Below are 13,340 nucleotides of genomic sequence, written 5' to 3' on the forward strand. Positions count from 1 at the left end.
TTGGAAAAAAAATCTCTTCAATGATTTAGATTGAGGCTTAAATCCTAAGGTATGGCACAAAAAAAGTTGAATCAACTAAGTAGATGAAACTGGCCAAATCAAAAATAAAAAGTGTTGTATTCAGATGAATTGATCATGAAATTGAAAAAAGGCGCAAAATGTCTTTCAATCCTTTGATCTCAAAGTTATTGTCCCACTCAATGGTTTTGTCACGAAATCAGAATCCGGTCCAAAAGTTTTTTCAAATCCGGCCTCTGTATACAAATGGACTTGATAGGGTTGGGGAAACCGTTCTGAACGGGCATTGTCGTGCACTCTGCTCGAAAATACATGTACAATTTGGGTAGCTTTCATTCCATCCAATTTTGTATTTGGAATATTTAATCCGCCTAGCCATAAAGCGAATTTCTTCAAATCCTTCCATCCCAAAAAAGTCTCAGCAGAAGGACTTGCTTTAATGGGAACTGTTGGCGGTTCACGTAATTCGGATTTTTCATTTTCAGTAAGTTCGGAATAGGTTTTCTTGGTTTTGTTTCCGTTTTTATCCTGAATAAAAAAAGTGGAGTTTTTATAGTAAAAATCCTTTTTCGAGGATTGACTCAACGTTTGGGGTTTAGCTTTTGACTCAAGTTGGAACAGAAATGCCTGAGAGTTGGGATTTCAAAAAAGTTGCAGCAGCTCAGCAAAGTCCCAATCCTTTCTCAATCGGTATGCTAGTTCATTGAGATGCTTGTGCCGGTTTTCATTATTGGTAATCTCCAATATGATAAACTGCGGTACATCAGGAGCTAAAGGTTTGTCAAAATACTCCAGATTGATGAAGGCGAATTGGGTGTTTTTGCTCCATCCACGTTTTGGTTTCGGAGCTTTAAGCTTCTCCAATACAGACGCAGTTAAACTGATTTCATGAGTTGGATTGGTTTCTATTTCACTGATAGGTTTGGATAGAATTGATTCCGGTTCTGAATTAAGGTAATCTTTAATCAGACGCACACTTTCCTGATATTCCTTATCCGCTTCAGAATTATCGCTGGAAGTTTTACTTTTCTCTTCCTCGAGTTTAGTTTGAAAAAATTCCTCTGCCTTCTGAAGTCGATTAGCCAGATTTTCTTTAGAATAGCCATAAGCTCCCTCCTCAGTCAGCCGCTTGATTTCGGCAATTCTTTCATCTTTTTCCGCCAAAATATCCTGAACATTGTTTGCGGGAGAACTTTGCCCAAGTATCTTTTTGAATTCCAGATAAAACTGCTCCATTTGAACCAAGTAATAATTCAAATAGTCACGCTGGGTGACTGGTATGAAAAGTGGCTTGTCGCTGTTTCTAACTACAAAGGCATGATAAAACCACCACCTTGAATAATCGACTACATAATCAGGAACTTCTCCCGGAAACTCATAATAGTCGATCCTGCCGTTTGATGAATGTTTCTCTGGAATCGAAAAGACAGCTCGTTCATCCATCAGCACGGGAACAATCACCCCTTCTTTGTCGGTGTTTTGTACAGGCTTTGCAAATTGATTGAAATAATTAAACTGGATGTCTATCCAGGCAGGACCTGGGATTTCGATAGGTTTATTGTCTTCACAGGCCAAATAATGACTGCTCGTTCTCAAAAAATAATACCCCAATCTCCCGGTAGCATGATACCACGCATTGGTATAAAGTGCCTCAGGGTGAGAATTTCCGGGAATAAAATTCTGATAAGATACTGCGCTTTTAGACCCTGTTAGTCCTTGTGTTTTCCGTTGAAGCCAGCCAAGAGCAACGGCCATCCTTGGTTGCATTTTTTTCGAATCGAAATTGGCAGTCAGTTGCTTGTTTACCTGATTCGATCCATTATTCTCATAAAAATCCGTAGCCTTGGACCAAACCAATGTGTATTTATCAAGATCGCATGAGCTTTGGGTATATGCCCAAAAAGGTATAAAAGCTAATAGAAACAGGAGTAGAGCAGTTTTCATATTTTTTGGGCTAAGTCTTGGCTCATCAAAGTAGATTCTTGTCAACAACATTTTTATCAATTTGCACCCAAGCACTTGGGCTCTTCACCATGTTTTGTGGTGGTATTGTCGTCTTGAGGGGTACAGACCCAAATACCAATGAACTTCCAAATTCCTCCAATTCTTTTTCGAATGAGAGGGTGTTGGTCACAAACACATAACTGATTTTTCTAAGGCCATTCGAAATAGTGACCAAAACCACTACCTGATTTTGGTTTTCATACAAACCCGGAGCGGCCCCAATCATAGCATTCCATTTGGACTTAAAGGATGTTTTGGAGGAATCCTTGGGTTCTTTGGGCTGATACTCCGGAACAATCAAAGCTTTCCAGTCTTCTTCGAAATCAATGTCAAGAAATCCTGAGGAGGGTTTTTCTTTGTAAAGCAATATCCTCCCAAATTCCTCTGTAGAAGGATTACCCTTGGTGAATACCAAATACCCAAGACCTTCATCCCTTATCCATCCGTCAGGAGGACTGTAAGTTACGCCTTGATATTTTTCAAATTGTTGTCCGGCTACATTGTTCCAAAAGAACATAGAAACCAAAGTGAAAATCCACATATTTTTGACCATAGCAGTTAAGAATTTTATTGGCTCATCAGTCTCCAAGCTTGTGGATTTATGAGCATTCTCAAAAATAGAATGAAAGCAAAAGCCTCGGCATCCTGTAAAAGCAGGATTTTTTGGTTAGTCTTATCATAAATCGCAAAGTAATGACCCTCCGAAAAGTAAAAGCTACCATCAAGTCAGTTTGATTTTCATGCTTTGGATATTTGGCTATAAAATGTAACTCTCAAATTCATTTTACTAGCATATCGTGGATAGCCTTAAAGTCTAAACCCTCCATCATTTTATTTCTGAAATTATATTTCCAAGCATCCGAACCGGATTTATCATGTGCGGGAGCGGAAAGTTCGACAATGATAAACTGCGGAATATGAAGGGGTAATTTTTTATCCAGGTATTCTTCATTAAAAAATGCAAGGTGAAAGCGGTCTTCGCGAAATTTTAAATCTGTATCTTCAGAATAAAGGAGAACCTCAAAATGTATCAGTTCTGAAAGTGGTTTACCCAGCTCATCTTCGCTTTTATTAAGCAAATAATCATCCACTAGCCTTATGGCGTTTTGTACTCTTTTCCTATAATCATCAAGGCCATCGTATGTCTGCCTATAACTTTCCGGATACTTTTTGTACTCATCCGCTACATGTCTCATGTATATATCCGTATAAGTTTTGATTTCTTCCCGGAACTGTGTGAGGTATTCCTTACGTGTCACATAGCTGAAGAGCGGGGTATTTTCTCTTCTGATAATGTACCATTGTTGTCTTGGTATTTCGTCCTGGTAGATTTTTTCAGTGTAGTGGTCCATCCATCCATTGCTGCTGACAAAATTCTCATGGATAAGGAAAACCCTCTTACCATTGATCCCATAAAATATATCGGACTCATCGATGACTCCTATCAATTGTTCCGTTCCGGGTACCTCCGGTGCGTTTACAGGGAAAACAAATGGCCCATAGTTGTTAATATGAAAACCAAGATAAACACCTGTTTCAAAGGTTTCGGTTACTTTATCTCCGACGGTACATACAAATCCTGGATGTCCTATGTAGAGCTTGTGCCCAAAAGGCAGGTAATCATATACATTGGAAAAATCCAGATGCTTGGTAAAATTAGCATTACCCCCCATTGGTTTGGGGTAAGCTTTTTTGGCAAGGTCCAAAAGCTTTTGCAGGTTGGCGTCGGCAGCGGTCTTATCATAACTGCCTGGTTCTGCTTTCAGGTGACCAGGTGCGGAGTACCCGCTGAAATGTTTCCATGTACCAGGGTAATTGTTCAGGTTGTCGGTAGGACAAGGTGAAGCTGTCTGCCCAAATGAGTTAAACACAAGTACAAACAGAATCGATCCCAGAAGTATGCTGACTTTATGAATGTTTTGAGATTTCATTTTCATCGAAATTATCGTTTTTAATTCACAGATTTCACTACCAATCCTCATCTTGAAAAGCCAAAATTGATGGGTTTAAATTACAAACGGTTGAAAATATTTCCCACGGTTGATACCTTCGGCCCAGCCCCTCTGAACCCACTCACGATGGATAATTCATAGCTTTGCGATACACCGATGGAGGCTGCCTGACGGAAATCCAATCCACTATCGTCGGGGTCGGTTGATTTGGGAACTTTCAACCCAAGTTCTGCTCCGACCGTCCCTTTTACAACCATATCTATAATGTTCCAATTACCATCGAATTTTATGGTGGTCACTAACCCAGCACCAGCTTGGACAGCAAGGGTTTTCCCAACGCCCTCATTTCTCTTCCCGATTTTCCCTCCGAAAAAGACCGAATGTTCCACCGTCTCCAAAGTGGAAGGATCATATTTTTGGCCCCCTCCAAATTCAAATCCATATGCTTTAGCACTTATGGTTACCTCTTTGCAGGTAAACTTGCTCTTCACAAGCTGAAAATCAAGATCCCAATGAGTGATACAATGGGTATCCTCCCATTTCGACATTTTCCCTTTGGGAGTGACAAGCTCCAGAAATTTTATTTCACACCCGTTTCCAGTGTATGGTGTCGGAACAGGGTATGGATAATGACTCTTCATACTTGCAAGGATACTCAGGTATTCAGCATATAGGTGGTAGTTGAAATCTGTCGGATCCTGAGGTAGAAAAAAGAGGGTGTACCAATAGGTTTGCTCCTGTAATTTTTGAAAAGCAAGGGATTCCATTTCGTGAACATAGGCATTGTTAATGGTGGCTGATTTCTCTACTCGTAATTCTTCCAATTTCTTTTTCATAGCACAAAATTGTAATTCGAGAGCATCAATTTCTGCACCTCCATCATGACTACCATCGTCTTCCAATATTGATATTCGTTTGCGGATTTCGCCTATTTTCCCAAGTTCAGGAACAAATGAGTCCTCCATCGCTTTTATCTGCCCATCCCTGAATTGTTTCAACTTATCCATCCTTTTGTTGAAACTGCTGGCATAAGAGTCGTCCAATTCTCTCATCAGTATCTCCTGAGCTTGGATTTTATATGGATTCCAGATTTGTGCAGCAAGACTATACTGTTTTTGAATATCCTCTAGGCTGTTCATATTACGGTTATTTACGGCCATTTGTCCTGTAACCTTTTGGTGGTTCAAAAAGAGTTTACCTTCCGATGGAGGTACTTTCCTGGAAATATCCTCGGTGGTTAGTTTGATCCCGTGGAAAAAATCCTCAATCTCGCCTTCCCTTGTTATTGCCGCTTCAATGGAAATTGGTACGGATGGCATGGTAAATCGTTTGGTGACAGCAATTTCTTTTAAGTATCGTTTATGGTTAATCTTGATGCTTTCTACCATACCATCACTTCTACTTCCAGTCAGGTCTCTTAGTTCAAAATAGGATTCCTGAGAGAATCCACCTTTCAGGGCATTTTCAAGATAAATTTTTGCCTGAGCAGTATTACCCTCTTTTTGAGCTATTCGAGCCAGACTACGATTGGCTTCGGGGTGTTGGTCATATTCGCTTAAAGCCTGTAAGAGTAAGGGTTTAGCTTTGTCAATCCTCCCTAAGCTTAGCCATGCCTGTCCCAAGTTATTGTTTACAATGGAGCTTTGTGGGTTATTGCTTTTTAGGTATTCAAGAATCGGAATGCTTTTATCTGCATATCCTGCCATGGTAATGACAGATGCCAGGTTGCTCAATAAAAGTTCATCCTCCGTATTAGCGAGAGCAGCTTTCAGCATCAGGTATGACGCTGCTTCCTGTTGCCCTGTCAGCCAGAGCATGTACCCTACTTCCTTGGTTTCTTCTCCCTTGTTTAGGTGTGGGAAGACTTGTTCTCTTGCCTTGTCACTTAAGGCCTGATCGGCTCCAGTGTCGAAGGATTTTAGATAATTTAGAAGTTCGGCTTCACTCAGAGGTGTAGGCTTTATCCCTGCAACTATCTTCGGCTCGGGTTCAGGAATAGTCCTCGCATCGACGTCAGGGCCTGTTTCATCCGACATCCGCTTTACATCTTCAGGATCGTGCCCCAGATTGCGGATCATTTTTTCCATCATTTTGTCTGGATCATCCTCGTCTTCATCAAATTTTACTTCCTCGGGGTCATCCTCGCCTTTCTCCTCTTCACTTTCGGACTGTTTTTCTTTTGAGTTGTTAGGTTTTTCTCCAGAAGCTTTCGGCCCGAGTACCGCAGGAATCGTTTTCTCCTTCAGTTTTGAACCCAACCCTTTTAACGGAGCTTTTTTCTCTTCCTTTACTTGTCCATGGGCATAAAGGGTGACCATAAACATGGAACATACCATGAGAAATGTTTTCATAGAATGTAAAATCAGTTCTTTTTTCATATCGGATTCAATTCAAGAGTGAAAATATTATGATTAATTCCTGCATCTTTAGGAGAGATTTTCACAGGATCCTTGACACAGCGGAAGGAATAGCCGTTGGTTACAATGGTATAAATTCTGCCTACTGAATCGGTATCGAGTTCTTTCATCATTTTTTCGAGTTCTGCTTTGGTGGGAGGTTTATCTTGGGCTGATACTTTACCGGGACCAAATATGAATAGCCCTGAAGAGAGCATTAAACCAACAAAAGTCAGATTTTTCATAATATCGAAAGTTGGATGGGTGAACATCTATTTATCAGGGAAAGCTAGGTGATCTCAACAATATCCGATATCCTGTAAAAAGGGGATTTTCAGATACTGCCCTACCTGCTGATTCATAATATATCCCAAGGTTTGGTTTTAGTTTTTGTTCTAAGGGCAATGTATATTCTCCTTAAAACGTGATTTCAACGAAAATACTAATTGATCTTCACAAGGGTATATTCCCCACCTGACCGATCATTTAGATAAAGCAACCGCCCACCTCTCACCGCTTGAAAATGTGCTTCAAACTGTTGGGTTTTACCTTGGTAGCGATTGGTCATAGTGATATTCCAGTTGGAAATTGTTGAGTTTCCTTTGTATTCTTGTTGGAAGGTATTCACAGCTCCTACAGTCCCGGTTGCACCATTGTGGATACTGGAATAAGCATTGCCGGAAAAAGAAAAAGTCGCACTAGAGGAAGCAAATGTGGCTCCTGCATACGCTCCGGTCACTGAGTTATACCATTGGGTCATTTGAGAACCGCCACTTTGCCAAGTGCCATTCAGGTCATTGGGCCCCACGGCAAACTTGTTGTAGCTGCTCATCCTAACAAGGTCTGAGTCCCATCGGTCAGCAGCTTTGGGGAAGGTCTGCCTTAGACTAGCTTCATCAGTAGAACTTGCAACTGCCAGCATAGCTGCATTGGGGGAAACGGTAAGAAACATTCCAATAAATCGTTTCTGACCAGTTTGTGGATCTGCACCCCAACCCTCAACGTATTTGGGTTGCATGGAGCTGATGAACTCCCCCGCATCCTGATAGGTTTTGGAGCTCGTTTTGAAAAGCGGAGCAATGTGGTTGTCCCAGTAATAATCCCGATCCATTACCCCTGTTCCGTCAAAATTTTCGGTACGATAAGGAAGCACAAAAAACAGATAGACTTTCGAATCTCCCTTTTGCACCAACACCCAATCCGGTTCAATACTTGCCACCCAGCCATCATCAAAATTGCTGGTGGTGAATTGATAGCCAGAAAAAGTGTTAGCAGGAGTTGAAGGATTTTCCTCTGGGGCAGTTTGTGTTGAAGTTTGAGGCTGAGTCGGAACGGAACCTAGAGTTGTAGATGTTCGAGCTGGTGGCAAAGGTGGAATATGTTCATAAATAGTCATAGAGCCTTCCTGTGAGTTTGGTGCCTGTGAAGGTGCAGTAGTTATTTGATTTTGAGCTTTGGGAGGCATATTGGACTTGGCTAAATAAAAACTGGATTCAGATTTATCCATCGAGAAATAAATCAGAAAGGTGGTGGCCCCTTTCATCAACCAAGCCATTTTTTCATCTTGTGTAGGAACAATTTTAAAACCGGATTTCTCCAGATCGTCGAATAGCACATCTCCATCAAATCCCGACTTAGCAACAGATGGAAGATAGTAAACCTCAACCTCCGTAAGCTTGATATTGGGATCATGAACCTCTGTCTCTAACAGTGTAGCTGCGGCCACTGTGATAAGAAATCGCTTATCCTGTTTGGTACCATCCGGAAGGGAAAGGTTCAAGACAGGAATTCGGGTGGCTGATATCACATTTTTTTGAGCAAAAAGCATTTCAGGGATTGCCAAAATGATGAGCAGGTAAAAGAACTTTTTCATAATTTATCTTTTTGTTTAAGCAATTCTCAGAGGTTAAGAAATTGTTCTACAGGGTTCCCGATTCCCCATCCCAGCCATTTTTACCGGAAACCGATCGCTCTCCCTTTTTTGTATAAGAATAGTAAGTCCCATCCAATTCGCGCTGCATGTAACTGAACAATTGTGGTTCCTCCCGAATCAGCACATTCTACCACAGCGATGTTTTCCATGTTGATAAAACTGATTTACAAACAACTGTCGTTTCTCCAGGTGAGCGTAATACGGGTTCCTCCGGGAATGGCTTTCAGAATATTCCATTTATATGCTAGTTCGGTATGTACACCGAACATTTTTGCCTTTGCAAATCCGAAGCTATTTGTATCATCCAAGTTTTCCCTTTCAATTGAAAAGTTCGCTGATTTTCCACCTTCCATTTCAATCTGATAAGTTCTTCCTCCTTTTAACGGCAATGATATTTGCTTCCACCAATCAACTAATTTCCCATGCTTGTTTATTCCGGGAGCCAGTATCACTTCAATCCTGTTTCTGTCAATTGCGTCATACTCAATTTTGAAATCAATTTCATCACAATCATCCCCCGTTTTCAGCAATCCTTCTACAGTGTTATTGGGAAATGGATAAAAAATGGATGCATATTGTTTATCCGTGAGAGAAAGACCAACTTTGAAAGGATACGCACGATAATCCGTTGTTAACCGTGGATCAATCGGGTAATGCATAATTGAGTATTCGTCGTAATTGGAGTAATTTGTGAGGGTTTGACTGTATTTGAACATTACATTTTGGTCAACTATATCTTTGCTCCAGAAATTTGGGGGCTGCGCGTAATATTGATAAACAAGATTCTTTTTCCATTTGATGTTTGCGTCAGGACCGTTGTGTTCATGGACGAAGCCCAAAGCGTGCCCAAATTCGTGAAGGATCACACGTTGGTTTGCTTCGGCATCATTTCCAAGCCATCCAAAATTCATTGTTTTGGCATTTGAAGCAACCTGCAGGGCATCACGCCCAATGCACGACCACGATGATCCGGATTCCATACCGATGCGAATCTGTGCTTCATCGGCTTTTTCAGTAAACTCAAAATTCACATTGGCATAATTCTCCCATATACCTGCATATTTTTGCACAGTATCCTTGAGTGATTCCTGCTTACTGTTAAAATCAATTATGGCATATTTTATGATTTCTCCCGGCGTCCACATTTTTTCTGAATATGCCGTGAGTCCCTGCTGCTGCGTGGCTACGTTACTAACCGTACCATCGGGATTGATTTTGTAGAATTTATTGCCATTGACCTGTACCCGTGAAGGGAGCGGAGTGTTGGCCTGAGGCAAAAAATCCACACACATTTGTATGTTAGTCAGATCTTCTGAAAGATTATTTGAGGTCGTGATTCCTTTATTTGCAAACTCAGCAATTTTATCCGAAGGTCCATTTTTGATAGAAATCAGATCTTCTATTTGAACAATAACGTCTTTTAAACATCTGCAGGAATAACCATTGTTTTTGATTACATAGTTTCTGCCAAACTCGGAGGTATTATAATAAAAGTGTCGATACCATAAATAATTATCAGCTGTTTCATACGGTGTTGATGTCCAGAATCCGGCAAACTGACCTGCCACCATAAAATCACCATAATCGTTTCGTGTTCCCGCAGGGATAACTGAAAAACCGGATGTGTTCTCCATTGACTCCGTATTGTCTTTCCAGTAGTCGGAAAATTTTACAAGTCCAGAAAGTGTGCTGCGGCCTCCAGTACGGTCTATTTCATCTTTGCCAACGCCCAGAAATGTTTCCAACTCCTTCCATTCTTCATCGCTAGGAATATGCCATCCTTCAGGGCAGAGTTTCCCCGTTGATACAGCATAACCATTGTACAGTAATCCATAAGAATCCGCATTTTTCGAAAGGTCTTCATAATAGGAAAACGCTCCGTCTGTGGTCTGTTTCCAATCAATGGAATCCAAACCCGTTAGAATAGCTGTTGTATCTCTGTATTGTGATGTTCTAAGGTTTTGCTGAAGCCAGTATTGTTTGCCAATATTTACAACAGTGTATTTGTTGTTGTCCAGATCATAAACCGGTAGAAGATTAATGTCAGTTACAGTGCTAGTTGCCAAAGTCCTTTCCGCAACTTGGGCCGAAATAGACGTTTCATCCTTTTTCTGCTCTTTGGTCTGCGAAAGACCAGAGATTGAAAAAACGGTAAATACGAAAATCATAACAACTATAAATTTTATTTTCATACCTGTATAATGAAGATTGATGTTAATCAAATAATTTTTAACACAAGTTCACCCAAAACTAAGTTTAAAAGAGCATCTAAACTATCCTGTAAAAACAGGATATTTCAATCAAAAAAATCCTGTAAAACAGGGATAATTAAAAACTTTAGAAAAAGGTAGGTTTGAAAAATAAATGGAGACTCTTTTTTAGAAATTATTAAAGAATGGAGTAAATTATTGGAAGGTTTTAGACTGCAACAGATACCTGCTATGAAAAGATTGTGCTTGATGATGGGATGCCTTTTTTCCCTATCTGTTTTTGGGCAGAGTGTTATGGACTTGGATAGCTTGCTAGAACTTTTACCGAAGGCCAAAGAGGAAATATCCACGATAGACTTATATATCCACATCGGTCAACAATACGAAAATTCCCAACCTGAGCTGGCTAAAAGCTATTATCGAAAGGCATTGAATCTCAGTAAAAAGATCGGCTACCAAACCGGAGAAATCAAATTTGCACACAATTATACCTACGTGCTCAATGTGCAAGGGGATTATGATTCCTCCCTTTATTACAACCTGAAGGCAGTTGAGCTGTCCCGAGAGATCAAGGATTCTGTAAATCTGGCGAAAGCCATGCTCAATACAGGTTCGGTCTATCGTTACCTTTCCGACTATGAAACTGCCTCAGAGTATTTTCAGCAAGGAAAGCTGATTTTCGAGAAAATCGGGGATGATGGCATGAAAGGCTTTATTCTAAACGTTCTGCAAGTAATGTATTCTGATTTGAAACTGCACAACCGGGCAATAGAAGTTGGATTGGAAGCGCTGGATTTTTATGAAAAAACAGGGGACCAACGTATGCTTGGCACGGTGATGAATAATCTGGGACTTTCATATTCCAAATTAGGAAAAACATCCGACGCTATTCCTTTATACCAACGAGTCTTGGAGATCGGAAAAACCACCAAAGATTTCAATATGCAAGGTACCGCATTACTGAATCTTGGGGATTCCTATGGAATTTCGGATAACTATTTAAGAATGGAGCATTCCTATTCCCAAGCCTTGGAGATATTTCAGGAACTTGAATCAGAAGAAGGGGAAATCATTGCACTGAGAGGCTTGAGTATTGTTCAGCTTTACCTTAAAAATACTACCTCAGCCTTGGATTTGGTTTTAAAATCAGTGGATATGGCTTCGGAAACGGAATATCCGCTCGAACGGCAAAAGTCCCTCGTACAACTCTCAAATGTATACTTTGCCCTTCAGGATATCCCCAAAGCAAGACAGGCGATGAAAGAATCATCGATTTTGGCAGATCGGCTAATCAATGAGGAAGTCCAAAGCAAGACCTTGGAAATCGAAAAGAAATACGAATCCGAAAAGCAAAAAAGTCAAATCCTGAAGCTTGAAGCAGAAAATACAGCACAATTGGCTATCAACCAACAGCGGCGAATGGTCATTTGGATTTTGGTCCTTTTGGCAGCTTCCCTGATGGCGATTGGATTATTGATCCTAAGGAAAAACCAACACAAGCACAGCCTACATCTCCAACGGATCAAAGAATTGGAGACAGAAAAACAACTTACAGCCACCGAGGCTGTTTTAAAAGGAGAAGAACAAGAGCGAAGCAGACTGGCCAAAGACCTCCACGACGGATTGGGAGGACTGCTATCCGGAATAAAATTTTCATTTCAAAGCATGAAAGGCAACCTGATTTTGACTCCTGAGAATGCCAGGCTCTTTGAAAGGAGTCTGGATATGTTGGACACCTCTATCATGGAAATGAGAAGGGTTGAACATAACCTGATGCCTGAAAATCTCATCAAATTCGGCTTGGATGCCGCTTTGAGGGATTTTTGTGAAGGCATCAACCAAAGTGGTGTGGTCCAACTGAAGTATATTTCCATCGGACTTAAAGGAGAGGAAATCGAACAGACCACAGCCATTTCGCTTTACAGGATCATTCAGGAATTAGTCAATAACATTTTGAAGCATGCTGAGGCCAAGCAGACTTTGGTGCAGCTCACCAAAAACGGAAACCTGATTTTGTTGGATGTGGAAGATGATGGAAAAGGATTTGAACATTCCAAAATGCTGCTCAGCAATGGGATCGGTTGGGCCAATATCAAAAGCCGATTGGAATACCTCAATGCTAAATTTACCTTGGACTCTTCCCCGGGAAAGGGCAGTAGCATTCATATCGAAGTAGAATTACCATGAAGACAAGGCTCTTTATCGTCGACGACCATTATTTGGTTATTGAAGGAATACGTTCTCTTCTACAGCAGGAAGATGACATTGAATGGATGGGCCATGCTACCAATGGAGAATCCTGTCTTGCTTTTCTTCAAAACCATGAACCTGATGTTATCCTTATGGATATCAGCATGCCAGGGATGTCCGGAATTGACCTTTGTAAAATGGTAAAAATTAAATTTCCCGGTATCAGAATATTGGGATTGAGCACCTTTGACCAAAAGAGTTTTGTAGAAAAAATGATTGAAAACGGGGCGAGTGGATATGTGTTGAAAAACGCCGGGAAAGAAGAGTTATTGAAAGCGATTATGGCTGCCAAATCATTCAAATCTTACCTGAGTTTTGATGCTGCACAGGCATTGAGAAACCCAAATGACAAAGAATTGCCCGTGTTGACCCGGAGGGAAAAAGAAGTTCTTGAATTGATAGCTTCAGGCATGACCAATCAGGAAATAGCAGACAATCTTTTTATAAGTTCAACCACAGTCGACACACACCGCAAAAATCTGATGCTGAAATTCGAAGCTAAAAATGTAGCTGCGATGATCAATCTTGCCGGCAAAGGAGGGTTTTTGTAAGAAATTCCTCTTTTCAATAAGATCGT

General features: G+C 40.8%; 10 protein-coding genes. 2 read left to right on the plus strand and 8 right to left on the minus strand.

Features of this window, described 5'->3' with window-relative positions:
* Positions 1–165 precede the first annotated feature (165 nt).
* The 8 genes from M3O96_RS02385 to M3O96_RS02420 form a co-directional block, all read right to left on the minus strand.
* Positions 166–603, minus strand: coding sequence for a hypothetical protein (locus M3O96_RS02385; protein WP_249718423.1), 438 nt, complete (start codon positions 601–603; stop codon positions 166–168).
* Positions 604–660: 57 nt separating this feature from the next.
* Positions 661–1,962 carry a TMF family protein gene (locus tag M3O96_RS02390; RefSeq protein ID WP_249718425.1) on the minus strand — a complete coding sequence of 434 codons (1,302 nt, stop codon included), beginning with the start codon at positions 1,960–1,962 and terminating at the stop codon, positions 661–663.
* A gap of 25 nt (positions 1,963–1,987) precedes the next feature.
* Positions 1,988–2,575, minus strand: a complete 588-nt coding sequence (locus tag M3O96_RS02395) for a hypothetical protein (RefSeq protein ID WP_249718427.1) — start codon at positions 2,573–2,575, stop codon at positions 1,988–1,990.
* A gap of 226 nt (positions 2,576–2,801) precedes the next feature.
* Complete coding sequence (locus tag M3O96_RS02400; protein ID WP_249718429.1) at positions 2,802–3,959, minus strand: hypothetical protein; 1,158 nt, start codon at positions 3,957–3,959, stop codon at positions 2,802–2,804.
* A 74-nt stretch (positions 3,960–4,033) separates the two neighbouring features.
* Positions 4,034–6,325 carry a tetratricopeptide repeat protein gene (locus tag M3O96_RS02405; protein WP_249718431.1) on the minus strand — a complete coding sequence of 764 codons (2,292 nt, stop codon included), beginning with the start codon at positions 6,323–6,325 and terminating at the stop codon, positions 4,034–4,036.
* Positions 6,326–6,348: 23 nt separating this feature from the next.
* Positions 6,349–6,615 carry a hypothetical protein gene (locus tag M3O96_RS02410; RefSeq protein ID WP_249718432.1) on the minus strand — a complete coding sequence of 89 codons (267 nt, stop codon included), beginning with the start codon at positions 6,613–6,615 and terminating at the stop codon, positions 6,349–6,351.
* A 197-nt stretch (positions 6,616–6,812) separates the two neighbouring features.
* On the minus strand, positions 6,813–8,243 hold the full coding sequence (locus M3O96_RS02415) for a hypothetical protein (RefSeq protein WP_249718434.1): 1,431 nt from the start codon (positions 8,241–8,243) through the stop codon (positions 6,813–6,815).
* Between the two features lie 224 nt (positions 8,244–8,467).
* Positions 8,468–10,471 carry an FISUMP domain-containing protein gene (locus tag M3O96_RS02420; RefSeq protein WP_249718436.1) on the minus strand — a complete coding sequence of 668 codons (2,004 nt, stop codon included), beginning with the start codon at positions 10,469–10,471 and terminating at the stop codon, positions 8,468–8,470.
* A 273-nt stretch (positions 10,472–10,744) separates the two neighbouring features.
* Here M3O96_RS02420 and M3O96_RS02425 point away from each other — a divergent pair, with 273 nt between their 5' ends.
* Positions 10,745–12,700, plus strand: a complete 1,956-nt coding sequence (locus tag M3O96_RS02425; protein ID WP_249718438.1) for a tetratricopeptide repeat-containing sensor histidine kinase — start codon at positions 10,745–10,747, stop codon at positions 12,698–12,700.
* Positions 12,697–13,314 carry a response regulator gene (locus M3O96_RS02430; protein ID WP_249718440.1) on the plus strand — a complete coding sequence of 206 codons (618 nt, stop codon included), beginning with the start codon at positions 12,697–12,699 and terminating at the stop codon, positions 13,312–13,314. Before M3O96_RS02425 ends, M3O96_RS02430 begins: the two co-directional genes overlap by 4 nt.
* Positions 13,315–13,340: the final 26 nt, after the last annotated feature.

Origin of the sequence: Aquiflexum sp. TKW24L, from assembly GCF_023502205.1 — a bacterium.
In the GTDB taxonomy this organism is placed as follows: Bacteria; Bacteroidota; Bacteroidia; order Cytophagales; family Cyclobacteriaceae; genus Cognataquiflexum.

Coding starts and splice junctions, on each gene's coding strand:
- M3O96_RS02390 (WP_249718425.1), bottom strand. CDS start 1,962: ATGAAAACTGCTCTACTCCTGTTTCTATTAGCTTTTATACCTTTTTGG.
- M3O96_RS02395 (WP_249718427.1), bottom strand. CDS start 2,575: ATGGTCAAAAATATGTGGATTTTCACTTTGGTTTCTATGTTCTTTTGG.
- M3O96_RS02400 (WP_249718429.1), bottom strand. CDS start 3,959: ATGAAAATGAAATCTCAAAACATTCATAAAGTCAGCATACTTCTGGGA.
- M3O96_RS02405 (WP_249718431.1), bottom strand. CDS start 6,325: ATGAAAACATTTCTCATGGTATGTTCCATGTTTATGGTCACCCTTTAT.
- M3O96_RS02410 (WP_249718432.1), bottom strand. CDS start 6,615: ATGAAAAATCTGACTTTTGTTGGTTTAATGCTCTCTTCAGGGCTATTC.
- M3O96_RS02415 (WP_249718434.1), bottom strand. CDS start 8,243: ATGAAAAAGTTCTTTTACCTGCTCATCATTTTGGCAATCCCTGAAATG.
- M3O96_RS02420 (WP_249718436.1), bottom strand. CDS start 10,471: ATGATTTTCGTATTTACCGTTTTTTCAATCTCTGGTCTTTCGCAGACC.
- M3O96_RS02425 (WP_249718438.1), top strand. CDS start 10,745: ATGAAAAGATTGTGCTTGATGATGGGATGCCTTTTTTCCCTATCTGTT.
- M3O96_RS02430 (WP_249718440.1), top strand. CDS start 12,697: ATGAAGACAAGGCTCTTTATCGTCGACGACCATTATTTGGTTATTGAA.